Below are 22,772 nucleotides of genomic sequence, written 5' to 3' on the forward strand. Positions count from 1 at the left end.
TCATCCGGCCTCCCCGATTGACCCAACACCATCAATAGTAGTATTTATTTTCTCTATAGTAGTACTGTTTGACCATGACATCTGACAGGGAGACGGTGAGGGCGGTGTTGCGACTCAGTGTTCCGGAACATTTCGAAGAGCCCCGGGCGGGACATCTGGCGATGGGCGAGGAGCCGGGGCGGCCGGATGCCCTCACGGTGAACTCACGCCATCTGAGCAGGGGCGGAGTGCCGTGGTTCCCCATCATGGGTGAGTATCACTTCAGCCGCTACCCCTGTGCCGAATGGCGCGAGGAGCTGCTGAAGATGCGGGCCGGCGGGGTGGGCGTCGTCGCCGCGTACGTCTTCTGGAACATCCACGAGGAGGTGCGCGGCCGGTACCTGTGGGACGGCGACCGCGACCTACGCCGGTTCGTCGAGCTGTGCGCGGAGGCGGGGCTCGACGTGGTGGTGCGCATCGGGCCGTGGGGGCACGGTGAGGCCCGGTACGGCGGTTTTCCCGACTGGTTGATGGCGGCCGACTGCGAGCCGCGCACCGACGACCCCCGTTACCTGGCCCTGGTCCGTCCCTGGCTGGAGCAGATCGGCGCCCAGCTGCGGGGGCTCACCCGCGCCGGCGGCGGGCCGATCGTCGCGGTCCAGGTGGAGAACGAGCTGTACGACCAGCCCGGTCATCTCCTGACGATCAAGCGGCTGGCCGGGGAGTGCGGCATCGACGCCCCCCTGTGGACGGCGACCGGCTGGGGGCACGCCCAGCTGCCGCCCGGCGAGGTGCTGCCCGTCTTCGGCGGCTACTCGGAGGCGGCGTGGGACACCGCGCACGACGGGTGGCCCGCCCAGAGCCGGGCGCACTACTTCTTCGGCCCCGGCCGCGACGACGACTCCATCGGCGCCGACCTTCGCGAGACGGGCGCCGCTCCCGGAGAAGCCACGGGCCGGCCCGCTTCGGCGGCCGGCGGGGAGGAGCACCTGGCCGACTACCCCTTCGCCACCTGTGAGCTGGGGGGCGGCATGTACACCTCCTACCACCGGCGCGCGATCGTCGCGGCCCGCGACCTGGCGGCGCTCGCCCTGGTGAAGCTGGGCAGTGGCTCCTCCTGGCAGGGCTACTACCTCTACCACGGCGCCTCGCAGAAGATCGGCGAGCTGTCGACGCTGCAGGAGTCGCACGCCACGGGCTATCCCAACGACTGCCCGGTGGTGAACTACGACTTCCAGGCGCCCCTCGGCGAGTACGGCCAGTTCCGCGACTCCTACCGGCACCTGCGCCTGCAGCACCTGTGGCTGGCCGGCGACGGGGCCGCCCTGGCGACGATGAGCCTGGTCATGCCGGACGACGCGCCGTCCGACACCGCCGACCGCGCGTCGCTGCGCTGGGCGGTGCGCTCCGACGGCGAATCCGGTTTCCTGTTCGTCAACAACCACCAGCCGGTCGAGACGCTGCCCGCGCACGACGACGTCCGGTTCGCGATCACGATCGGCGGCCGGGAACTGCTCGTGCCGTCGCGGCCGGTGTCGATCCCCTCCGGCGGCTACTTCGCCTGGCCGCTGAACCGGCCCCTGGGGAGCACCCTGCTGCGCTGGGCCAGCGCGCAGGTGGTCTGCGTCCTGGACGGACCGGAGCCGGTGCTCGTGCTGACGCGGACGGCGGGCCTGCCGGTCGAGCTGGCACTGGACGCGGCGACGGTCACCTCCGTCGACGGTCCCTCGACGGTGACGCGCCTGGACGACGACGTCCTCGTGTCGGACCTCGTCCCCGGCCTGGACCGCCTGCTGCGGATCACCGCGCCGGACGGCAGCAGCGCTTGCGTCCTGGTCCTCGACGAGGACGCGGCGCTGGCGGCGGTCCGCGCGCGGGTGGCGGGCCGGGACCGGCTGGTGGTGTGCGACAGCCCGGTGGTGCCCGACGGCGGCCGGCTGATCGTCTACGGTGAGGCTCCCCTCCAGGTCTTCCCGCCCCTGGACGTTCCCCTGGAGGCGGGCAGGGCCCGCCCGCCGGTCCCGGCCGAGGTCACCCACGTCGCCAAGGCCGGCCCGCCGCGGGCACCGGTGATCGACGAGGCGACCGGGCGCGCGTCCGCGCCGGTGGACGCGGACTTCGACGACGCGGCCGTCCACCACGTCACCGTGCCGGAGAGCGCGTTCGAGGGTGAGGAGGAGCTCCTCCTGCGCCTGGACTGGACCGGCGACGTCGGCCGCGCCTACATCGGCGGACGGCTCGTGGCCGACCAGTTCTGGTACGGCCCCGTCTGGGAGATCGGCCTGCGCCGCTTCCGCGACGAGGTCGTCGAGCACGGACTGGAACTGCGGTTGCTGCCGCTGGGGCCGGACGCGCCCGTCTACTTCTCCCCCGAGGTCCGCCGGGACGTCGGCCCCGAGGGGCTGGTGGAGCTGAGGTCGGCCCGGCTGGTACCGGTGACGCGCACCGTCGTCCCCGTGGCGGAGGCCTGATGAGCGTCCTGGAACGGGCGCTGGAGGCGTGCCCGATCATCGCGATCATCCGCGCGGACGGCGTCCGCCACGTCCCGGCGGTGCTCGGCACGCTGGCCGCCGGGGGGATCCGGGCCGTGGAGCTGACCCTCACGACCCCCGGCGCGCTCGGCGCGATCCGCGAGGCCACCACGAACGGGCCGCCGGGGCTGGCCCTGGGGGCGGGCACCGTCCTGGACGCCGAGGGCGCGCGAGCCGCGGTGGAGGCGGGCGCGGCCTACCTCATCACCCCGGCGGTGCTGCCCGAGGTGATCGACGAGGGACGGCGGCTGGGGGTCCCCGTGCTACCGGGGGCGATGACGCCCACGGAGATCCTCTCCGCCCATCGGGCCGGGGCGGCGATGGTCAAGGTGTTCCCGGCGCGCGAGGCGGGCGGCCCCTCCTACGTGCGGGCGGTACGGGCGCCGCTGCCGGACATCCCGCTGGTGCCCACCGGCGGGGTGGGCCTCCAGGACGTCCGCGCCTATCTGGAGGCGGGAGCCCGGGCCGTCGCCATGGGGGCGCCGCTGCTGGGCACCGCCTGCGCCGACGGCGACCTGGTGGCACTGGCGGCACGGGTGCGCCAGGTGACGGAGTACCGGCGTGACTGAGTTCGACCTGGTCACCCTGGGTGAGGCGATGGCCGTCGTCCGGGGCGCGGACGTCGGCCCGCTGCGGCCGGGTTTTGCCGCGCGGCTGTCGTTCGCCGGAGCCGAGGCCACCGTCGCGATCGCGATGAGCCGCCTGGGCCATCGCGCCGCCTGGTGCGGACGCCTGGGCACGGACCCGGCGGGCGACATGATCCTCGGCGGGTTGCGCGGGGAGGGGGTGGACGTCTCCACCGTCGGGCGGGAACCGGACGCGCCGACCGGCCTGCTGACGCGCCACCAGCGCGTCGCCGGGCGGACCACGGTGACCTACTACCGCCACGGCCAGGCGGGATCGCGCCTGGCACCGGGCGATCTGCCCGGATCGCTGCTGGGTTCGGCACGCCTGCTGCACGTCACCGGCATCACGCCGGCGCTCGGCGAAACGGCCGCCCGGGCGGTGGCCGAGGCCGCGGGGCTGGCCAGGGCGGCGGGCGTCACCGTGTCGTTCGACGTGAACTACCGCTCGAGGTTGTGGCCGCCCGGGAAGGCGGGACCGGTCCTGGCCGAGCATGCTGCTCGACACGCCCCTCCGGCGAATCCCCCATCCTCGAAGGAGTTCCAGATGACCGACGTATCGCGTCGCGTGTTCCTGCGCCGGACCGCGGCGGTCGGTGGCGGCCTGCTCGCCTCGGCCGCGCTCGCCTCTGCGGCGGGGAGAGCGGCTCGGCACCGGTGAGCACGGGCAAGGTCGAGCTGAACGTGTGGACGCACGACCCCGGTTACGTGAAGACCTTCACCGAGTACGCCAAGAAGCTCACCGACGCCCCGGGCGGCAGGTACGACTACACGCTGAAGTTCACCAACGCCGACAGCGAGGCGCTGGTCACCCGCATGATCTCTACCGGCGCGGCGGGCCGGGGAACGCCCGAGATGATCGGCATCGTCATCAGCGTCTTCCCGCGCGTCATGGCCGACGGCATCGGCGAGCAGTTGCTGGCACCGCTCGACGACCTGATCGCGCCCGTCAAGGACGACCTGCTGCGCACCGCGCCGTACACGATCGACGGGAAGGTGTACGCCCTGGAGTCCGACACCTGCCTGAGCGTCCTGTGCTACCGCGAGGACGAGTTCGAGAAGAACAAGATCCCCACCGACGTCGCGACGTGGGAGGAGTTCGCCGAGATCGGCGCCAGGCTGCACGAGAAGACCGGCCAGTCCCTGGGCATGGTCTCCACCGGTGACAACACCTCGATCACCAACCAGTACCTGCAGCTGCTGCTCCAGCGGGGCGGCGGCTACTTCGACCGGTCCGGGCAGCTCGTCCTCGACTCCCCCGAGGCGGTCGAGGTCCTGGAGTTCATGGCCAAGGGCGTCGCCAGCGGCTTCCTGATCGCGTTGCCCGACCCCTACGGCGCCCCCAACACGGCGGCGCTGAAGAACGACAAGCTCATCGCGACGGTCATGCCCAACTGGTACAACGTCTACGGCCTGCAGGCCAACGTGCCCGAGCAGAAGGGCAAGTGGAAGATCCGCAACCTGCCCGGGTTCGCCGGCGGCGGCCACATCTCCTCGGCCCTGGGTGGCACCGGCTTCGCCGTCCTCAAGGACAAGCCGGGCACCGCGGCCACGCTGGAGCTGCTCAGGCAGACCTACCTGACCCCCGAGGGCCAGATGGTGCGCTTCGAGAAGGGCGGCTTCCTGCCCACCCTCAAGTCGCTCTACAACGACCGGAAGCTGCTGGCCACCGAGGACGCCTACCTCGGCCAGCGCCTGTTCGACGTCTACACCCCGGCCGCGGCCGACAGCCCGACGTTCTACCAGAGCGAGAAGCTCAGCGTGCTGATCGAGGCGCTGGGCGGCCCGGTGCTGGAGACCCTGCAGGGCAAGAGGAAGGCCGCCGACGCCGTCAAGGAGGCCGTGGCCGCCTTCAAGAAGAACGGCGGATGAGGGTGACGGCGGTCCGCGAGGTCCGGGCGCGGCGTGCGGTCGTGCCCGCACGCCGCGTCCGGAGAGGTGGGTTCGCGCCCTATGCCTTCATCCTCCCCTTCTATCTGCTGTACGGGTTGTTCCTGCTGATCCCGATCGGCGTCGGCGTCTACCTGAGCCTCACCGAGTGGGCGGGCCTGGGGACCCCGACGTGGGTCGGCCTGGAGAACTACCGGCGGCTGCTGGGGGACGACAGCTTCAGGGTCGCGGTCGGCAACACGGTCCTGTACGTCGTCTTCTCCGTCGGGGTCGTCGTCCCGGTGTCGCTGCTCATCGCCCAAGCGCTCAACACCCGCAACCTCCGTGGCCGCGACTTCTTCCGGCTCACGTTCTTCCTGCCGGTCGTGCTGTCGCCGATCATCATCGCCCTGGTCTTCACGCTCATCTACGACCGTGAGTACGGCCTGCTCAACGCCGCCTTTCGCGGCTTCTTCGGCTGGGGCGGCATCGACTGGCTCGGGGAACCGAGCTGGGCCAGGCTCAGCGTGATGCTGCTGGTCCTGTGGCGCTGGACCGGCTACCTGACGATCTTCTTCCTGGCCGGGCTGAAGAACATCCCGCGCGAGTTCTACGAGGCCGCCTCCATCGACGGGGCCGGCCGGGCGCGCACGTTCTTCAGCATCACCCTGCCGATGCTGCGCCCCATCACCGCGTTCGTGGCCGTGACCGTGATGGTGGGCACCGCCCAGATCCTGGAGGAGCCGATGCTGCTGACCAAGGGCGGCCCCGGTGAGGCGACGCTGTCGGTCGCGATGTTCATCTACCGCGAGGCGTTCACCCGCCGGCAGCTCGGCTACGCCGCCGCGGCGGGCGTCGTCATGTTCGTGATCGTCTTCCTCGTCGGCCGTACGGCCAACTCGGTGTTCGGCGTGGGGAGGGAAAGATGAACCGCGGCCGTCCCCGCGAGGGGCGTCTCTCCGGGGGGCGCGGGCTCGTCTACGTCTTCCTGATCATGCTGGTGGTGCTGTTCGCGCTGCCGCTGCTATGGGCGCTGACGTCGTCGTTCAAGCCTCGCGGCGACATCTTCTCCTATCCGCCCCAGCCGCTGCCGATCCCGTTCACCTGGGACAACTACACCCGGCTGCTGGAGACGCAGCCCTTCTGGGGCTGGTTCCTGACCAGCACGGTCGTCGCGGTCGTCTCCACGGCGGTCTCGGTGTTCGTGTGCGCGCTGGCCGGGTTCGCGTTCGCCAAGTACCGGTTCCGGGGCAAGCGCTTCCTGTTCGACGTGATGTTCAGCTCGATGGCGGTGCCGTTCGCCGTGATCGTGGTGCCGCTCTTCGTGCTGCTGATCAAAGCGGGTGTCACCAACGTCTACTTCTCGCTGATCGTGCCCTGGCTCGCGCCCGCGTTCGGCATCTTCATGATGCGCCAGTACGTCGAGCAGTCCGTGCCCGACTCGATCCTGGAGTCGGGGCGTCTCGACGGCGCCTCGAAGTTCGGGGTGTTCCTGCGGATCGTGCTGCCCCTGCTGCGGCCCGCGCTCGGCGCGCTCGGCGTGTGGAGCTTCCTCAACAGCTACAACAGCTTCTTCTGGCCGCTCATCGTGGTGTCGGACCCGGCCCAGTACACCCTCCCGCTCGGCATCCAGGCCCTGTACGGCGCCGAGAGCCGGCAGGTGGACATGGTGCTCGCCGGTTCCGTGCTCGCCGCGATCCCCAGCCTGATCATGTTCCTGCTGCTGCGCAAGCAGCTCCTCGACGGCCTGACGGCGGGGGCCGTCAAGTCTTAGGAGAGACCCATGCCCATCCCCTCCCACCTGCCCGAACGCCTCGCGATCACCCTCTGGGACTTCATCTGGTACACCCGGACCGGCCCTGGCGAGCCCTTCGCCGACCTCGACGCCGCGTTCGCCCAGGCCGTCGCCCGCGGGTACAACACGGTGCGGATCTGCGCGATGCCCTACCTGCTGTTCGGCTCCGGCCTGGACACCGGGACGCTCACCTTCTCCCCCCTCGGCGAGTACGGCCGGCGCACCCGCTGGTACGACGTGCGCCACCGCACCGTCCTCGACGGCCGCCGTCACCTGCTCGCGCTGTTCGAGGCCGCGCGCCGGCACGACTGCCACGTGATCGTCTCCTCGTGGGAGTACCAGCAGAGCTCCGCCTTCCTCGACGACCCGTCCTGGTACGAGGCGCTGCGCGCGGTACCGGCGGCCGGGCGGGCGAACGCGCTCGCCGACGCGCTCGCCGATCTGGTGGACTTCCTCGGCGAGCACGGCCTGGCCGACCGCGTCGCCTTCGTGGAGCTGCACAACGAGATCCAGTCCACCTGGCTCACCGAGGCCCTGGAGCCGGGCGAGACACCCGTGCTGGGACTGCGGCCCCACCTCGAGGAGGCGATCGGCCGCTTCAAGGCGCGCCGCCCCGACGAGCTGGTCACCGTCAACTACGCCTGGGTGCCGGTCGGCGAGATGCGCGGCATCCCCGCCAACCTCGACGTGGCCGTCTTCCACCCCTACGTGTACGGCGTGATCGACGAGCTGATCGACACCTTCGCCCTGCGCGACACCGGCAGGCCGTTCCCGCAGGAGCGCGCCTTCCGCGAGCTGCTGCGCCCCGACGCCCCGCCGCTCGCGGAGTGGGGCCCGGACCAGGAGTGGCGCGCCTCGGCCACCGTCGTGCCGGCCCGCGAGATCTACCTGCACGACTGGTGCGACCCCGAACGCTTCGACCGGTGGCTGTACGACCGCTACGCCTTCTACCGGTACGGCATGGCCGAACGCCTGCGCATCTGGATCGACGCCGCCGCCGACCACGCGGCGGCCGCGGGGGTGCCGCTCGTGCTGGGTGAGGGCTACGTCGGCTACACCCCGCTGCTGGGCACCTTCGAGGAGGGGCCGGTCGGCCGGGCGATCTGCCTGGAGGCGATCGGGCACGCCGTGCGCGTCGGGGCCTGGGGCGCCGTGGTGTGCTCCAACGCCGCCCCCCACCATCCGATGTGGCAGGACGTCGAGCTGCAGGTCACCGGCACCCGCCTGCTGACGGGCGCCCGCTCGTGAACCGCTTCTCCGGTAAGACGGCCCTGGTGACGGGCGCGGCCTCGGGGATCGGCGCCGCCACCGCGCGGCTGCTGGCCGCGCAGGGCGCGCGCGTGCTGCTGGTGGACATCGCCGACGAGGCCGGTGAACAGGTCGCCGCGGAGATCAACGGCTCGGGGGGCGAGGCCGCCTACCTGCACGGCGACGTCGGCTCCGCCGCCGCGTGGACGGCGGCCCGCGACGAGGTCGCCCGCCGGTTCGGCCGGCTCGACGTGCTGCACGCCAACGGCCCCGGGCGGGTGGTGGACGCCCGCCCGCTCCACGAGATGCCCGAGGAGGACTGGGACCGGCAGATCGGCGTGTCGCTGAAGGCCGCCTACCTGGCCGCGCACACCTTCTGCCCGATGCTCGCCGGGAACCGGGGCGCGATCGTCATCACCTCCTCGGTGCACGCCCACACCGGGGTCCCCGGCTGCGGCCCGTACGCGGCGGCCAAGGGCGGCCTGCAGTCCCTGGCCAGGCAGCTGGCCGTCGACTACGCCCCCGACGTCCGGGTGAACGTCGTCGTGCCCGGTCCGACCATGAGCGCCGCCTGGGACGCGATCGGCGCCGACGGCAGGGCCGCGACCGTACGGGAGACCCCTGCCGGCCGTTTCGGCCGCCCGGACGAGGTCGCCGCCGCCGTCGCCTTCCTCGCCTCGGACGAGGCCTCCTTCATCACCGGCGCCTGCCTGAACGTGGACGGCGGCTGGAGCGTCTCCACCTCCTCCTCCTGACCCCCTCCGAACGGAAACGGAAGTCCCAACCCCATGAAGATCGTGTCCATGGACACTTTTCTCGTCCCTCCGCGCTGGCTCTTCCTGCGGATCCGCACCGACGAGGGCATCACCGGCTGGGGCGAGCCGGTCGTCGAGGGCCGGGCCGAGACGGTGCGCGCCGCCGTCTCCGAGCTGAGCGACTACCTGATCGGCGAGGACCCGCTGCGCATCGAGGACCACTGGCAGGTCCTCACCAAGGGCGGCTTCTACCGGGGCGGGCCCGTCCTGTCGAGCGCGGTGGCCGGCATCGACCAGGCCCTGTGGGACATCGCCGGCAAGGCGGCCGGCCTGCCGGTGCACGCCCTGCTCGGCGGCCCGGTCCGCGACCGCGTGCGCATGTACGCCTGGATCGGCGGCGACCGGCCCGCCGACGTCGCCGACCTGGCCAGGGCACAGATCGCCGCGGGCTTCACCGCCGTGAAGATGAACGGGAGCCCCGAGCTCACGCCGATCGACACCCCCTCCCGCACCCGCGAGGTGGTCGAGCGGGTCGCCGCCGTGCGCGAGGCCATCGGCGAGGACAACGACGTGGTCGTCGACTTCCACGGCCGGATGTCGACGGCGATGGCACGGCGGCTGCTGCCGCTGCTGGAACCGCTCATGCCGTTGTTCGTCGAGGAGGCGGTGCTGCCCGAGCACAGCGGCAACCTGGCCGAGCTGGCGCGCGGCACCGCGATCCCGCTGGCCACCGGCGAGCGCCTCTACTCGCGCTGGGACTTCCGCGACGTGCTGCCCGCCGGCATCGCGGTCGCCCAGCCGGACGTCAGCCACGCCGGCGGGATCTCGGAGGTCCGCCGGATCGCCGCGATGGCCGAGGCGTACGACGTGGCGATGGCCCCCCACTGCCCGCTGGGCCCGATCGCCCTGGCGGCCAGCCTGCAGCTGGCGTTCGCGACGCCGAACTTCCTGATCCAGGAGCAGAGCGTCGGCATCCACTACAACCAGGGCAACGACGTCCTGGACTACCTTCTCGACCGGACACCCTTCCACTTCGAGAACGGGTACGCCGAGCGCGGCACGCTGCCCGGCCTGGGCATCGAGATCGACTCGGACGCGGTGGAACACGCCGCCGAACGCGGGCACCGCTGGCGCAACCCCGTCTGGCGCCATCACGACGGCTCGTTCGCGGAATGGTGAGAACGTTCTTGGAACAGTGAGAACGTCCGCGGAACGGTGAGAAGGGGCGCGGCCACCCCGGCGGCGCCCTTCACCGTCCCCCCTACCAGGTGTCGAACGCCGAGAGGCTGTTCAGCGCCCGGTGCGGGGAGCCGTCGCGTCACCCGGCGAACGGCAGCACCGCGAGCCCGCGAACGCCCGGTCGAGCGCGGAAGAGCGCCCCCGCGGCGGGCTCGGGTTCGGCGAGCCCGAACCGTGAGGTGGTGACGTACAGCTCGTCCAGGGCGTCGCCGCCGAACGCGCAGGCGGTGACCTGTCCGGCGGGCACCTCGATCCGCTCGTCCAGGCGCCCGCCGGGGGTGTACCGGTGCACCGCTCCCCCGCCCCACAACGCCACCCACAGGCCCCCCTCGGCGTCGACGGTCAGGCCGTCCGGGGAACCGTGGGCGGGGTCGACGACGACGGCGGTCCTACGGTTCGACAGGCCGTCCCGCGCGTCGTGGTCGAAGGCGTCCACCCGGCCGGTCGGCGTGTCGACGTAGTACGCCGTGCCGCCGTCGGGGCTCCAGGCCAGGCCGTTGGAGATGGTCACATCCGCGAGGACGGCGCGCACCCGGCCGTCGGCGTCCAGCCGGAACAGCCCGCCCCGCCCGGGGGCCGCGTCCCAGGCCATGGACCCGGCGTAGAAGCGGCCCTGGGGGTCGCAGCCGCCCTCGTTCATCCGCACGCCGGGACCGAGCACGTCGATCCGCCGCTTCACCGCCCCGTCCGCGTCCAGCAGGAGGAAGCCGCGCTCCACACCGGCCACCATGCCGCCACCGGCGCGCGGCCGGATGACGGCGGCGACGGTGTCGAGCCGCGTCCGCTCGACGGCGTGGCGGCGGTCCCGCTCTCCCCCGGGTGGCGGGCGAGGCGAGCCCGCCCCACGCTTCGAGCGCCCGGGGCGCCCCGGGGTTCCGGGCGCTCCGGGTGTTCCTGGTGTTCCTGGCGGCGTCAAATCTTGACAGGGGATCGCCAGGACACGCGTGCGGGCGCGTTCACGGGCCGCGGCGGTGCGAGGCTGGCCGGGGGATCAAGCCTCGCACCGCGAGAACAGGGGGACTCGGTGAAGATCGACCGATTCGGCGGGCCGGTGCTCTCGCTCTTCCGCATGGTGACGGGCTTCCTCTTCCTCTGCCACGGCGTGGCGTCGATGTTCGGTGTCTTCGGCGGCAACCCCGCCACCGGCCAGGCCGTCGACTTCGCGTCCTGGCCCGGCTGGTGGGCCGCGCTCGTCCAGGTGCTCTGCGGCGGGCTCGTGCTGGCCGGGCTCCTCACCCGTCCCGCCGCGATCCTCGCGTCCGGCTCGATGGCGTACGCGTTCTTCGTGGTGCACCTGCCGCAGGAGCTCCTGCCGCTGCGCAACGGTGGCGAGCCGTCGGCGATGTTCTGCTGGTCGTTCCTGCTCGTCGCCGTGCTGGGCCCCGGCCCCTGGGCGCTCGACAGCCTGCTCCGGCGCCGGCGGGACGACTCCCCGGAGCCCGGCCCCGCCCACGTCCCCGCGCGTTCCGGGGGGAACTGACCACCGGACGGGGGAACCGACCACCGGCCGCCCGGGACCCCGGCTCGCCGGGATCGGGCCGGCTCACGGCGGAAATCCGCATCTTTTTCGTCTCTTTCGCGGGATTCGCGAAAAGCCCACGTCAGCGCGTGCGAACCGGCTGGGAACGAAGTCCGGCGAGGCCGTACGACATCCCGCGTGTGGGTGCGTTTCCGCAGGTCAGGCCAAACATGAACGCACCTTTCACGTTTGCCAAACCCGGATCGCGTGGTCAAGGATGAGGCATCTCCAACCGAGCCCCTGACCAAGGGCTTGTTCAGCATGCCACCCAACGAAACTCCCCGGCCAGGGGTCTGTTCGGCATGCCTCCACCGCTCACGCCCACCCCAGGAGGGGACGATGATCCATGCCCGAGGGCTGACCCGGCGATTCAAGATGAAGAAGGGAAGCGTCGACGCCGTACGCGGCCTCGACATCGATGTGGAAGCCGGGCAGCTGGTCGCCTTCCTCGGCCCCAATGGCGCCGGGAAGTCCACCAGCCTGCGCATGCTGACCTCGCTGCTTCCGCCGACGTCGGGAACCGCGATCGTCGCGGGCCGCGACGTCGTGTCGGACCCGGCGGGGGTCCGCGCCCGGATCGGGTACGTGGGCCAGAAGAACGGCGCGGGCGAGAACTTCCGCGTCCGCGACGAGCTGGTGACCCAGGCGCGCTGCTACGGGCTCCGCCGGACGGAGGCGCACCGGCGGGCCGACGAGATCCTCGGCATGCTCGACCTGGAGTCGCTGGCCACCCGCAAGCCCGGCACCCTGTCGGGCGGCCAGCGCCGCCGCCTCGACATCGCCCTGGGGCTCATCCACCGGCCCGAGCTGCTGTTCCTGGACGAGCCCTCGACCGGACTCGACCCGCAGAGCCGCGCCAACATCTGGGAGCACATCCTGCGGCTGCGCGAGCTGCACGGCACGACCCTCTTCCTGACCACCCACTACCTGGAGGAGGCCGACAGCATGGCCGAGCGGGTGGTGATCATCGACCACGGCCGGATCATCGCCGACGGGACGGCCGAGCGGCTGAAGGGCGACCTGGCCGGCGACCGCGTCACGATCACCGTCCACGACGAGCCCGCGGCGACGAGGGCCGCCGGGATCGCCGAGCGGATCGCCGGTCCCGGCGCGGTCACCGTCGACGGGACGACGGTGCGGCTGCGGGTGCCCCACGCGGGCGCGGCGCTGCCGGAGTACCTCCGGTCGCTGGAGTCGTCCGGGGTGAAGGTCGGCACCGCCGAGACCACCCGTCCCACGCTGGACGACGTGTTCCTCGCGCTGACCGGCCGCAGCCTGCGCGAGGGCGACGAGACCGGCGAGATCGGCGAGGCCGGTGAGCTCCCGGGCGGCGTGGGTGGTGTCTGACCGTCCCCGCTCTCTCCCGTCTCTCCCGCCCTCCCCCGAGATTCCCCGAGATTCCCCCTTCCCCTCCTCCGAGATCCCCTCCCCCGCGATCCCTCTCTCCCCGACCGATTCTCTGTCGGCCCTCAGCGGCCGGAAAGGTCACACCGTGAGCGTGAAGTTCCTCCGTGACACCGGAACCGTCTTCTCCCGCGAGTTCGCCCCCGTGCTGCGCGAACCCCTCGGCCTTCTCTTCACCATGGGCCAGCCGTTGCTCTTCCTGTTCCTGTTCGGCCCGCTGCTCGGGGGGACACGGAGCTTCGACGGCCAGGAGTCGCCGTGGCAGTGGTTCGTGCCCGGCATCCTGATCATGATGTGCCTGACCGGCCCGATGATGGCCGGATACTCCCTGCTGATCGACCTGATCGGCGGTTCGATGGAGCGCATGCTGGTCACCCCGCTGAACCGCACGGCGATGCTGGTCGGCCGGACGATGAAGGAGTTCGCCATCCTGCTCGCCCAGGCCGTGCTGATCATCGTCCTCGCGGTGCCGCTGGGCTTCCGCCCGCACCTCACGGGCGTGCTGGCCGGCCTGGCGGTGCTGGTCGTGTTCGGGGTCGGCCTGGGCGCGCTCTCCTTCGCCCTCGCGATCGCGTCCAGCCCGGGTGGCGACCTGTTCTACGGGGTCACCCAGATGGTGATGTTCCCGCTGATGCTGCTGTCGGGCGTACTGCTGCCGACGGACTACGGGCCGGGGTGGCTCCAGACCGTCGCCGCGCTGAATCCGGTCTCCTACGTCGTCGAGGCGGAGCGGGCGCTGTTCTCCGGCCGCTTCGCGGACATGTCGGTGCTGTACGGGACGCTCTGCGCCTGCGTCGTCGCGGCGGCGGGCCTGGCGGTCGGCACCCGGGCGATGCGCCGCGCCTTCTGACGCTCCGGCCGGGGTCCCGCGACGCGTCCGGTCAGGGTCCCGCGACGCGTCCGGCCGCCCGTCGTGGCGGCGGCGAGCCCCGGTGGGGTACGGAGAGAACCTCCGCGAGGCACAGGGAACCTTGACGGGGTACGGAGAACGGCCGGCCGCCCGGGGTCTCCCCCGGACGACCGGCCGGTCAGGTCAACGACTCCGCAGATGAAGCTTCGCCGCCGAGGTCACCACGGGGACGGCGCCGGCGGCGCGACGACCGGCGGGCGGTCGTCACAGGTGATGGTGTTCGGCAGCATCCACGGGGCGAGCCAGGCCCCGGTGGTGCCGCCGCCGTCGTTGCCGCCGAGGTCCGTCAGCGAGAACTCCGAGCCGGTGGGCGGGAAGTTGAACGAGCCGCAGTTGTTGACGCCGACCGCGCCGACGTTGCGGGCGTCCACGTTCTCGAAGGAGGCGGACCCCTTCACCCGGGCGCTGACCACGGAGGTGCCGGTGCCGTCGACCCTGATGTCCTTGAAGTGGACGTTCGTGATCGAGTAGAGGTCCTTCACACCCCAGTCGCTGACCAGCATGATCGCGTTGTAGGTGTTGTCGAGGAAGTGGTTCCCGACCACCTGGATGTCGGCCTCGATGTTCTTGTCGAGCGCGTAGAGCCAGATGGCGCCCAGGCCGATGTTCCAGTTCAGCTCGTACGTTCCGGCCCGGACCGTGGTGTTGTCCTTGATCGACAACTGCCCGGCGAACGCCTCGGCGCCGAAGCGGGAGCCGACGTGGATGCCGCTGCCCTCGCGGATCGGGTCGGCGACGAGGTTGTTGGAGATCGTGTTGTCCGTGCCGCCGTAGACGGCGATGCCGTTCGCGAGGGTCGGCGTCTGCACGGTGTTGCGGTCGAACGTGTTGCGGGCGTTGGCGATCTTCTCCGACCACAGGGCGAGACCGTCGTCACCGGTGTTGCGGGTGAAGTTGTTCGACACGACCGAGTCGGTGACGCCGCCGTGGAAGTTGAGGGCGTCGGCGATCTGGTCGACGATGATGTTGTTCGTGATCTTCAGGTTCTTCATCGGCCCGTCGAACCACATGCCCACCTTGGTGCGGTGGATGTAGAGGCCGTCGACGGTCGAGTCGCTCAGCGCCCCGCCGATGCCGTTCACCTGGTCGGTGTCGATGCGCTCGCGGACGTCACCCTCGATCGCGAAGCCGGACAGGTGCACGTTCCTGCTGCCGCCGTCCGCCGCGTCCTTGCCGTAGAAGCCGACGCCGGTGTGCACCGAGCCGTCGGGGGCCGGGGACGGGAGGGCGACCTCCTTGCCCTTGATGATCGTGTACCAGTTGCCGGCGCCCTCGATCGTCACGTTGTCGACGATGATGTGGCGGTTCACCTGGTAGACGCCCGGCGGGATGTAGACCTTGAGGCGGTTGCGCTTGGCGAAGGCGATCGCCCTGTCGATCGCGTCGGCGGAGTCGCGCCTGCCGAGCGGGTCTGCGCCGAAGGCCAGCACGTTCGCCGCGACGAGCCTGACGTGCGGCGCGCCGACGAGCTCGGAGTCGAGCAGGTCGATGACCGTCCAGGCCGCGTTGCTCCCGGCCGGGACCGTGAGCCGCACCTTGTCACCCGCGCGGTACGTCTTGCCGAGCAGGAGACGCTGCTCGTCGTAGAAGTGGGTGGGACGGAACGGCTTGGTGATCGTCGGGGCGGGCGTCGTGGCGTTGGGCACGCAGGCGCACTCGGTGATCCACCAGTCGGGGTGCAGCAGGTCGGCGTTCGGGTCGTTCGTGAACGGATACTGGTTGTACAGCCACGAGTACTGCGAGGTGAGGGTCAGCACCTTCTTGCCCCCGCCGTTCACCGTGACGTTCAGCGGCGCGGTGATGCCGCCGCCGTTGGGGGCGTCCGGGATGCTGTAGCGCACGGTGATCGCGTTGGCCGTCTTCGGCAGCGTGAACTCGACGTGCTGCCCCGGCGTGAGCCTGACCGCCCTGCGGCCCGACGCCTCTCCCGCCAGCGTGTACGCGGCGCGGTCCGGGCCGATGGCCGTGCCGTTCGTCACGGCGTTCTCCGCCTCCTGCTCGGCGAAGGCGACACTGGCGCCCCGGCCCGCGACGAGCGACGGGTCGAGGGCGGCGCGCGTCACCACGGGAGCCGCCGTCCCGCCCGTGCCCGCGAGAGCCGGGGCGCCGGGCACGACGCCGAGGCCGACGGAGAGCGCGATCACCGCCGCGATCCCCGCCGATGCCCTTCGCGGTGGCCTGCCGGTCCGTCTCGACACAGCTCCTGTGATGCTCCGTGACATCGGATGCTCGTTTCTCTCGGGGGGTGAACACCTGAAGGCGCTCGGGGCGGAGCGAACGCCACGAGGGTGAGGTGACAGTAGGACTCCGATGCCTCGTTCCACAAGGCTCCTGCGAAATAGTTTCGTAATCTTGCTCTGTTGCTTCGGATACCTCGTAGATTCTTGCAGCGCCTGTCATGGGTCATTGCGGTGTTTCGCAATGCACGACCTGCCGCGATACGAAGTGAAGCACGCCCCCGAGGGTCGTCAAGGATCACGGGCCCTGACTCGGCCCCGAATCGCGCCGGACCCGGACCTCCGTCCCGAGCCGCACGGGAGTACTCACCGTCCGGGGTCGCGCGGGGCATTCACCGTCCCGAACCGCACGGAGTCGCGCGAGGCGGGGGACGCGGCCTCCGGCGCGAGGGGACGCGAGGGGACGCGAGGGGACGCGAGGGGACGCGAGGGGGAAGGTGGCGGTCGGCGACTTCACGACCGGCACATTTTGACGCTGTCCACCAACGGACACATCGGGTTGTCGAACGATCACTCTGGGTAGGCCGTCGTGGCGCGCCCCCAAACCATCATGAAAGGGTTCCTATGACCTACCCCCGCACGACCGCCGTCCGCCTTGCCGTGCTTCTCACGGCCCTCGTCCTGCCGCTGCTCGTGCCGGTCACGGCTCAGGCGGACAGCCACTACGTCTGCGCGGACGGGACCCGCTTCCAGGTCTCGGCGATGCTCGGCTTCCACGTCCTGGCGACCGGCTGCACGGGCGGCGGGCAGGAGAGCCCGGTGACGATCGTCGTCTCGTCGGGCCCCTACGCGGGCGAGCATTTCTGCGAGCAGCTGCTGTTCCAGAGCCCGGAGCTGGTCAGTGCCATGCGGTGCGTCTGACTCCCCGCTCCCGGCACGGTCCTTCCGAGGTGTGGGGGGCGCCCGTGCGAGCGACCCCCCACGGCCACCGGTGGTTACGGCAGAGCCGAGATGACGGCGTCACGCCAGTCGTAGTTCATCCAGTCGTAGTTCGGGGGCATACCACCGGTGACGGCGGCGAGCTCGCTGTCGTCGAGCTGGTGGGCGTTCAGGTCGAAGTCCTTCATTTCAGCTGGTTCCTTTCCGGTTGAATCGTGCTCACCCAAGGTCGCAGGGGTCACTTGTGAAGCTCTTGTGATCCACTGTTGGTGGCTCGCCCAGTGGCTCGCCCAGTGGCTTGTCCAGCGGCTTGTCCGGCGGCTTGTCCGGCGGTTTCTCCCGTGGCTTCTCCATCGGCCGGTTCGGCGTACGGAGCGGTGATTGACGGCGGGGTTTGGGCGATGTGACGATTCGCCGGTGTCCGATCTACACGCCCGGATGGCCTCGCGGGCCGGTGACCACATCGCGGCCGTGGTCGCGCGCTGCTCGGCGGAGGTGCCGTTCTACGGGGCGCTGCCGCGCCGGACACTCGACGGCGAGGTGACCCGGTCGATCGCGGCGGTGCACGGCCTGCTGCTGCGGGCACTGCGTGACGACGGCGCGATGGGCCCGGGTGACCTGACCCGGCTCATCGAGTGGTCGGCGCGCCGGGCCGAGGAGCACGTACCCCTGGAGGCCGCGATCGCCGCCTACCTGATCGGCGCCGAGGTGTGGTGGCAGGCGCTGACCGAGAGCGCGAAGCCCGAGGAACTGGCCGGAGCGGGCGCGAGCCTGCTCTCCTGCCTGCACGCGGCCATGCCCGCCGTCGTGCTCGCCCACCTGCACGCCCAGGAGGACATCCACAGCGAGGCCAAGCGGATACGGCGGACCCTGCTGACCGCGCTGCTGACCGGCCGGCCGTACGAGGAGGCGGCGGAGGCGGCGCGGGTCGTGGTGACCGGCGAGCACGAGGTGGTGGCGTTCGCGTTCGCGTCGAACCCGCCGGCCAGGTTGGTGCAGTCCTCGCTCGACGCGCACACGGGCATCCCGGTGCTGATGGACCACGTCGCCGGGATCGCGCTGCTGCCCGGCGGATCCGACCTGCCGGGCCTGGTGGCCAGGCTCACGGAGGAAGTGGGGCAGCCCGTTCTCGCCGCCGCCGCCGTGGCCGCCGGACCGGCGGCCGTCCCGTCGGCGGCGGAGGAGGCGGGCCGCGTGCTGGAGCTCGTCCAGCGGCTCGGCCGTCCGCCCGGGTTCTACCGCCTGGACGACGTGCTGCTGGAGTATCAGCTCGCGCGCCCGGGTGACGGGCTGGTCCGGCTGGCGGCCAAGCTCGACCCGCTGAAGGAGCACCCGTACCTGCTGGAGACGTTGCGCGTGTTCGTCGACCACGGGTACAACCGCCGCCGGACCGCGCTGGAGCTGTGCATCCACCGCAACACCCTGGATTACCGGTTGCACCGGGTGCGCGCGCTGACCGGGCTGGACCTCGCGGTCCCCGCCGAGGCGCGCCTGCTGCAGGCGGCGCTCATCTCCAGGGATCTCACCTGACTCGTTTGCCTCACCTGGCTCGCCTGTCTCACCTGTTTCACCTGGATCTCTGGAGCCACACGCGCAGTTCCTCCTCCCGTGGCGCGAGGACCGTACCCGTGCCGGGATAATCGAAGACCATGACGGGCCGGCGCGCGTCCCAGGCGGGCCAGCCAGGGTCTCCGGAGGTGGCGAAGGCCACCCAGGCACGGTGCATGGCGTCGGCCAGCGGCTGGGGGGCGCCGGGCCCGGTCAGTTCCTCGCCGGCGCGCAGGGTGTCGAAGACGAATCCGATCTCCAGCGCGTGGCACGCGCCGAGCCCCATTACGGGCGAACGCCAGGCGAACTCGTAGACGAACGTCCGGGACGGCCGCGAGTCGGCCAGCCGGTTGAGGGGCCCGCGCAGCAGCAGGTCGGTCGCCATCTCGCCGAGGATCTCCCCGGGCGTGGCCCCCGGCCGGGTGGCCCGGTACAGCCGCGCCACCCGCCCCGGGATCCGGAACCTCAGCAGTGCGAGCCGCAGAGTGAGAGCGCTGATCCGGTCCACCGTCCCGGTCGGTACGAACCACAACCGGTACTCCTCCCGGTTGCAGCCCAGCAGCAGATCGGCCTCGGGGGGTGGCGGGTCGGCGGGCACCACGTCGCCGTCGACCACGATGTGGAAACCCGGCCCGCCGCCGATGGGGTCGGACCTGCCGACCACCGTGGCCTGCGCGTCCAGCAGCCGCTCGCGCTCCACCGCCGCGAACGCCTCGGCCGTGGCCGGTACCCGCAGCGCCTTCGCCATCGATCTCACGATCTTCGCCCCCTCGCCGCGCGACACCGTGTGCGGCGGGCCGCTCTGCAGGACGGCCCGGCGGAACAGGCCGGCCGCGCGGGGGCTGGTCATCAGGGCCGCGATGCCGATGGCTCCGGCGGACTCCCCGCACACGGTGACGTTGCCCGGGTCCCCGCCGAAGGAGGCGATGTTCTCCCTGACCCAGGTCAGGGCCGCGATCTGGTCGAGCAGGCCGCGGTTGTCCGGCGCGTCGGGGAAGACGCCGAACCCCTCGACCCCGAGCCGGTAGTTGATCGAGACGAGGACCACGCCGTCGCGGGCGAACGCCCTCCCGTCGTAGAGCGGCAGGCTCGCCGAGCCGTTGCGCATCGAGCCCCCGTGGATCCAGACCATCACCGGCAGCCCCTCCGCACCGGAGGCCGGGGTCCAGACGTTGAGGTTGAGACACTCGTCGCCGGGGATGTCCGGATCGGGGATGAGCCGGTCGAGAGGCGGCCGGTAGGGCCTCTTGGGAGCGGTCGGCCCGTACTCCAGCGCGTCGCGCACCCCCTCCCAGGGCTCGACGGGGGCCGGGGCGCGGAAGCGGTGGGCGCCGAAGGGCGGGGCGGCGTAGGGGACGCCGAGGAAGGTCGCGACCCCGTCCTGGACGCGGCCCCGGACCTTGCCGTGCCGGGTGGTCGCGATGATGTCCATCTCGGTCCTTTCAAGGGGGGAACGGCGGGCCGCCCTTGACCGTGGCGGGGCCAGGGGCGGGCGCTACGGGGATCGGGACGCCACGGGTCACCTTGGGTCACCTTGGGTCACTGTGGACGCGATCTCCCGGGCCGGGTCAGGGGGCGGTGGCGGGGATCTGGGTGGCCAGGGCGTTGCGGCGGACGTCGGACCAGGTACGGGTGTCGGTGCAGATGCCGCAACCGGCACCGAAGAACTGGCCGCGAGCCGTCTGGTCCCCCATGAGGTGCAGGCGGAACCAGGCGGTCGTCGGCGCGGCGAACGGCCCGGCCCCGCCCACCACGGTGAAGTGGTCGGCCCCGCGCAGTTCCCCGTAGATGGCCGGGATGTGGCCCGCGGCGTTGTAGAAGGCCCTCACCAGCGCGGGGAAGACGATGCTGTCGCGCTGGCCGGCCAGCAGGAGCGCCGGGCCGCGTACGGCGTTGATGTTGGCCAGCGGTCCGGGCTGGATGGGCAGGATGGTGTCCACGCGCGGGTCCGCGCCGACGACGATGGCGGCCGCGCCCCCCTGGGAGTGGCCCGACGCGCCGATGCGCTCCAGGTCGACGCGGTTGTGGAAGATGCTGCTGGAGTCGGCGTTCCTGCGGGTGAGCAGGTCGATGCCGGCGCGCATGGAGATGCCGAGGTTGGACTGCGGGGTGTTGGCTGCGGCGACGACGAAGCCGTGGCTGGCCCAGTGCAGCAGCAGGTCCCGGTAGACGACCGGGAAGGCGAAGGTGCCGTTGCCCCACACGATCACCGGATGGCGGCGGCCGCTCTGGGCGATGTCGCGCGGGTAGTACAGGGTGGTCACCGCCCCGACCTCCACGGCGGTGGCGTAGGGGCCGGAGGCACCGAAGTCGGCGGCGGCCGACGCGGCGCCCGTAGTGGCGCCCGTCGTGGCGGTGGACGCCGAGGCGGCGTTCACACCGGCCGGGGCGGACAGGACGAGGGCGATCGAGGTCAGCGGGACGAGCAGTTTTCTCCACAGCACGGCGAACTCCTGACGCCACGGTGAACCGGAGGTTTCGTCCGGCTCACACCTTGTTTGATCGCACATCCTGAAGGAGGAACCGTCGGCCGTCTCTCCGCAATCGCGGCAATCACCGACGCCGGAGTTTGTGTGATGTTCCGACCACCACGGGAACGAGCGAGGAACGCCCCCGCTCACGCACGGCGAAACGCTCACATACGGCGAACTACTCGCGTACGGCGAAACGCTCGCGTACGGCGAAACGCTCGCGTGTGGCGAACTGCTCGCGCACGGCAAGTCACTCACGCACGACGCGTCACTCACGCACGGCTAGGCACCCGTGTCCTAGCAAGGCACCCGTGTTATAGCAAGGCACCCGCGGTCGGCGACGGCCCGTGGGGCGTGGGGCGTGGGATCAGACGGCTCGGCTACGAATCGTCGTCGTCCGGCGGGACCCAGGGAAGGCGCAGGACGAAACGGGCGCCGCCGGAGGGGGAGGTTTCGACCTGGAGTGTCCCCTCGTGGGCGTTGGCGATGCTGCGGGCGATGGCCAGGCCGAGGCCCGTACCTCCGCGGTCGCGGCTACGGGCCGCGTCCAGCCGGGCGAACCGTTCGAAGATCCGTCCCCGGTCGGCCTCGGCGATGCCCTCCCCGTCGTCGTCGACGATGACCTCGGCGCTGCCGCCGACCGCCCGCACCTCGATGACCACCGCCTCCCTGGCGTGCCGCTCGGCGTTGTCCAGCAGGTTGGTGACGGCACGGCCGACCTGGCTGTGGACGGCGTCGACGGACACCTCCGGGGCGAGTACGAGTCGCACCTTGTGCGGATCCGCCCGCCGTGAGACCTCCGCCCGTACCAGCGTCGCCAGATCGATCCTTTCCCGGAGCTTGGGCGGGCTGCATTCGAGATTGGCCAGCAGGAGCAGGTCGGTGATGATCGCCTGCAGCCGGTTGAGGTCGGACAACGAGTGCGCGAGCAGCTCGTTCAGGTCGGTCTCGCCAGGGTGCAGCTGGGCCTCCTCCAGCTGGGCGCGAAGCCCCGCCAGGGGGGTGCGCAGCTCGTGGGAGGCATCGGCGGTGAACTGCCGCTGGCGTTCCATGGCACCCTCCAGTCGGGCCAGCGTGCGGTTGACGCTGTCCGCCAGCTCATGGATCTCGTCGTCGCCGGGCGATACGGGCACCCGGCGATCGAGGGAACTCGCGTTGATCTCGTCGAGTTCGGCTCGGACCGCGGTCACCGGCCTGAGGGACACGGTGACGATCCGGTAGCCGATGTAGGTGATGGTGCCGGCGAGCACCGCCATGCCCCCGCCGACCGCCGCCGCCAGCAATGGATCGACCAGCGGGGGAACCATGGGTGAGGCGCTGTAGACGACCCACTTCTCTCTTCCCCGGTGGGCCCACTGCGCGACCACGATGTCGCATTCGCCGATGAGGAAGGCACCGCCGCACACGACCGATTCGGCGACGTTCGTGCCGTCGGGCGTGAACGTCGCCATAGGCGGTTTGCCGAACAGGCTCGGGGTCGAGGCGATGACCTTGCCCCGCGAGTCGACGACCTGCAGGCTGCGGGACCGGCGCTGCGCCAGGGGGTACTCCAGGCGGTCCCGCTCCAGCTGCACGGCCACCCGGCCACCGGCGGCGGTGACCTCCTCGACGAGGGAGTCGGTGACGAAACGGTTGATCGCGAACATGAGGACCGCGGCCACCAGTGAGCACAGCGCGACCGCCACCACGCCGGTGAACAGGGTGATGCGAGTTGTGATCGAGATTCGCCGTCCTGTGCCCATCCTCCAGGTTCCCCCTGGCCAGT

The 22,772-nt window shown here is 71.4% G+C and carries 20 protein-coding genes; 14 read left to right on the forward strand and 6 right to left on the reverse strand.

From position 1 onward, the window contains the following. Positions 1-161: 161 nt before the first annotated feature. The 9 genes from ACFYWM_RS23975 to dgoD are packed head-to-tail and all read left to right on the forward strand — an operon-like array spanning position 162 to position 9,979. Positions 162-2,450 carry a beta-galactosidase gene (locus ACFYWM_RS23975; RefSeq protein ID WP_389917725.1) on the forward strand — a complete coding sequence of 763 codons (2,289 nt, stop codon included), beginning with the start codon at positions 162-164 and terminating at the stop codon, positions 2,448-2,450. After that, positions 2,450-3,079, forward strand: a complete 630-nt coding sequence (locus ACFYWM_RS23980; protein ID WP_389917663.1) for a bifunctional 4-hydroxy-2-oxoglutarate aldolase/2-dehydro-3-deoxy-phosphogluconate aldolase — start codon at positions 2,450-2,452, stop codon at positions 3,077-3,079. Before ACFYWM_RS23975 ends, ACFYWM_RS23980 begins: the two co-directional genes overlap by 1 nt. Beyond that, positions 3,072-3,794 (forward strand): sugar kinase, encoded by a 723-nt coding sequence (locus ACFYWM_RS23985; protein WP_389917664.1) that lies wholly within the window; start codon positions 3,072-3,074, stop codon positions 3,792-3,794. Before ACFYWM_RS23980 ends, ACFYWM_RS23985 begins: the two co-directional genes overlap by 8 nt. Further along, on the forward strand, positions 3,791-5,005 hold the full coding sequence (locus tag ACFYWM_RS23990; RefSeq protein WP_389917665.1) for an ABC transporter substrate-binding protein: 1,215 nt from the start codon (positions 3,791-3,793) through the stop codon (positions 5,003-5,005). The genes ACFYWM_RS23985 and ACFYWM_RS23990 overlap by 4 nt, the downstream gene beginning before the upstream one ends. Further along, positions 5,002-5,931: a carbohydrate ABC transporter permease gene (locus tag ACFYWM_RS23995; RefSeq protein WP_389917666.1), complete on the forward strand. Its 930-nt coding sequence runs from the start codon at positions 5,002-5,004 to the stop codon at positions 5,929-5,931. Before ACFYWM_RS23990 ends, ACFYWM_RS23995 begins: the two co-directional genes overlap by 4 nt. After that, entirely contained in the window at positions 5,928-6,776 is an 849-nt protein-coding gene (locus tag ACFYWM_RS24000; protein ID WP_389917667.1) for a carbohydrate ABC transporter permease, read from the forward strand. The genes ACFYWM_RS23995 and ACFYWM_RS24000 overlap by 4 nt, the downstream gene beginning before the upstream one ends. A gap of 9 nt (positions 6,777-6,785) precedes the next feature. Next, on the forward strand, positions 6,786-8,045 hold the full coding sequence (locus ACFYWM_RS24005; RefSeq protein WP_389917668.1) for a cellulase-like family protein: 1,260 nt from the start codon (positions 6,786-6,788) through the stop codon (positions 8,043-8,045). After that, on the forward strand, positions 8,042-8,800 hold the full coding sequence (locus tag ACFYWM_RS24010; protein WP_389917669.1) for an SDR family NAD(P)-dependent oxidoreductase: 759 nt from the start codon (positions 8,042-8,044) through the stop codon (positions 8,798-8,800). Before ACFYWM_RS24005 ends, ACFYWM_RS24010 begins: the two co-directional genes overlap by 4 nt. Positions 8,801-8,833: 33 nt before the next feature. Beyond that, on the forward strand, positions 8,834-9,979 hold the full coding sequence (gene dgoD, locus ACFYWM_RS24015; protein ID WP_389917670.1) for a galactonate dehydratase: 1,146 nt from the start codon (positions 8,834-8,836) through the stop codon (positions 9,977-9,979). A gap of 139 nt (positions 9,980-10,118) precedes the next feature. Here the strand turns inward: dgoD and ACFYWM_RS24020 are convergent, their stop codons facing one another. Further along, the gene (locus ACFYWM_RS24020) at positions 10,119-10,955 is read right to left on the reverse strand and encodes an SMP-30/gluconolactonase/LRE family protein (protein ID WP_389917671.1); all 837 of its coding nucleotides are present in this window, start codon (positions 10,953-10,955) and stop codon (positions 10,119-10,121) included. A gap of 108 nt (positions 10,956-11,063) precedes the next feature. On the opposite strand from ACFYWM_RS24020, the gene ACFYWM_RS24025 reads away from it, so the two are divergent. The 3 genes from ACFYWM_RS24025 to ACFYWM_RS24035 all read left to right on the forward strand — a co-directional run bounded on the left by ACFYWM_RS24025 (position 11,064) and on the right by ACFYWM_RS24035 (position 13,812). Then, on the forward strand, positions 11,064-11,519 hold the full coding sequence (locus tag ACFYWM_RS24025) for a DoxX family protein (RefSeq protein WP_389917672.1): 456 nt from the start codon (positions 11,064-11,066) through the stop codon (positions 11,517-11,519). A 378-nt stretch (positions 11,520-11,897) separates the two neighbouring features. Beyond that, positions 11,898-12,905, forward strand: coding sequence for an ATP-binding cassette domain-containing protein (locus tag ACFYWM_RS24030; RefSeq protein ID WP_389917673.1), 1,008 nt, complete (start codon positions 11,898-11,900; stop codon positions 12,903-12,905). A gap of 145 nt (positions 12,906-13,050) precedes the next feature. Continuing rightward, positions 13,051-13,812 carry an ABC transporter permease gene (locus ACFYWM_RS24035; protein ID WP_389917674.1) on the forward strand — a complete coding sequence of 254 codons (762 nt, stop codon included), beginning with the start codon at positions 13,051-13,053 and terminating at the stop codon, positions 13,810-13,812. Positions 13,813-14,030: 218 nt separating this feature from the next. Here ACFYWM_RS24035 and ACFYWM_RS24040 read toward each other — a convergent pair whose 3' ends face one another. After that, positions 14,031-16,016, reverse strand: coding sequence for a glycosyl hydrolase family 28-related protein (locus ACFYWM_RS24040; protein ID WP_389917675.1), 1,986 nt, complete (start codon positions 16,014-16,016; stop codon positions 14,031-14,033). Positions 16,017-16,673: 657 nt separating this feature from the next. Here ACFYWM_RS24040 and ACFYWM_RS24045 point away from each other — a divergent pair. Beyond that, a complete protein-coding gene (locus tag ACFYWM_RS24045; RefSeq protein ID WP_389917676.1) occupies positions 16,674-16,970 on the forward strand; it encodes a hypothetical protein in 297 nt (98 codons plus the stop codon). A 74-nt stretch (positions 16,971-17,044) separates the two neighbouring features. Here ACFYWM_RS24045 and ACFYWM_RS24050 read toward each other — a convergent pair whose 3' ends face one another. Beyond that, a complete protein-coding gene (locus ACFYWM_RS24050) occupies positions 17,045-17,176 on the reverse strand; it encodes a bacteriocin (RefSeq protein WP_389917677.1) in 132 nt (43 codons plus the stop codon). A 229-nt stretch (positions 17,177-17,405) separates the two neighbouring features. Here ACFYWM_RS24050 and ACFYWM_RS24055 point away from each other — a divergent pair, with 229 nt between their 5' ends. Further along, positions 17,406-18,518 (forward strand): PucR family transcriptional regulator, encoded by a 1,113-nt coding sequence (locus ACFYWM_RS24055; protein ID WP_389917678.1) that lies wholly within the window; start codon positions 17,406-17,408, stop codon positions 18,516-18,518. A 37-nt stretch (positions 18,519-18,555) separates the two neighbouring features. Here ACFYWM_RS24055 and ACFYWM_RS24060 read toward each other — a convergent pair whose 3' ends face one another. The 3 genes from ACFYWM_RS24060 to ACFYWM_RS24070 form a co-directional block, all read right to left on the reverse strand. Beyond that, complete coding sequence (locus ACFYWM_RS24060; protein WP_389917679.1) at positions 18,556-19,968, reverse strand: carboxylesterase/lipase family protein; 1,413 nt, start codon at positions 19,966-19,968, stop codon at positions 18,556-18,558. A 136-nt stretch (positions 19,969-20,104) separates the two neighbouring features. Further along, entirely contained in the window at positions 20,105-20,980 is an 876-nt protein-coding gene (locus ACFYWM_RS24065; protein ID WP_389917680.1) for an alpha/beta hydrolase family protein, read from the reverse strand. Between the two features lie 407 nt (positions 20,981-21,387). Next, positions 21,388-22,749 carry a sensor histidine kinase gene (locus ACFYWM_RS24070; protein ID WP_389917681.1) on the reverse strand — a complete coding sequence of 454 codons (1,362 nt, stop codon included), beginning with the start codon at positions 22,747-22,749 and terminating at the stop codon, positions 21,388-21,390. Positions 22,750-22,772: the final 23 nt, after the last annotated feature.

Source organism: Streptosporangium sp. NPDC002721 (assembly GCF_042888905.1).
GTDB lineage: Bacteria > Actinomycetota > Actinomycetes > Streptosporangiales > Streptosporangiaceae > Streptosporangium.

What these genes read in the sequence shown, in the direction of transcription:
- ACFYWM_RS23975 (WP_389917725.1), top strand. Translation starts at nt 162, where the DNA reads ATGGGCGAGGAGCCGGGGCGGCCGGATGCCCTCACGGTGAACTCACGC.
- ACFYWM_RS23980 (WP_389917663.1), top strand. Translation starts at nt 2,450, where the DNA reads ATGAGCGTCCTGGAACGGGCGCTGGAGGCGTGCCCGATCATCGCGATC.
- ACFYWM_RS23995 (WP_389917666.1), top strand. Translation starts at nt 5,002, where the DNA reads ATGAGGGTGACGGCGGTCCGCGAGGTCCGGGCGCGGCGTGCGGTCGTG.
- ACFYWM_RS24000 (WP_389917667.1), top strand. Translation starts at nt 5,928, where the DNA reads ATGAACCGCGGCCGTCCCCGCGAGGGGCGTCTCTCCGGGGGGCGCGGG.
- ACFYWM_RS24005 (WP_389917668.1), top strand. Translation starts at nt 6,786, where the DNA reads ATGCCCATCCCCTCCCACCTGCCCGAACGCCTCGCGATCACCCTCTGG.
- dgoD (WP_389917670.1), top strand. Translation starts at nt 8,834, where the DNA reads ATGAAGATCGTGTCCATGGACACTTTTCTCGTCCCTCCGCGCTGGCTC.
- ACFYWM_RS24030 (WP_389917673.1), top strand. Translation starts at nt 11,898, where the DNA reads ATGATCCATGCCCGAGGGCTGACCCGGCGATTCAAGATGAAGAAGGGA.
- ACFYWM_RS24045 (WP_389917676.1), top strand. Translation starts at nt 16,674, where the DNA reads ATGACCTACCCCCGCACGACCGCCGTCCGCCTTGCCGTGCTTCTCACG.
- ACFYWM_RS24050 (WP_389917677.1), bottom strand. Translation starts at nt 17,176, where the DNA reads ATGAAGGACTTCGACCTGAACGCCCACCAGCTCGACGACAGCGAGCTC.
- ACFYWM_RS24060 (WP_389917679.1), bottom strand. Translation starts at nt 19,968, where the DNA reads ATGGACATCATCGCGACCACCCGGCACGGCAAGGTCCGGGGCCGCGTC.
- ACFYWM_RS24070 (WP_389917681.1), bottom strand. Translation starts at nt 22,749, where the DNA reads ATGGGCACAGGACGGCGAATCTCGATCACAACTCGCATCACCCTGTTC.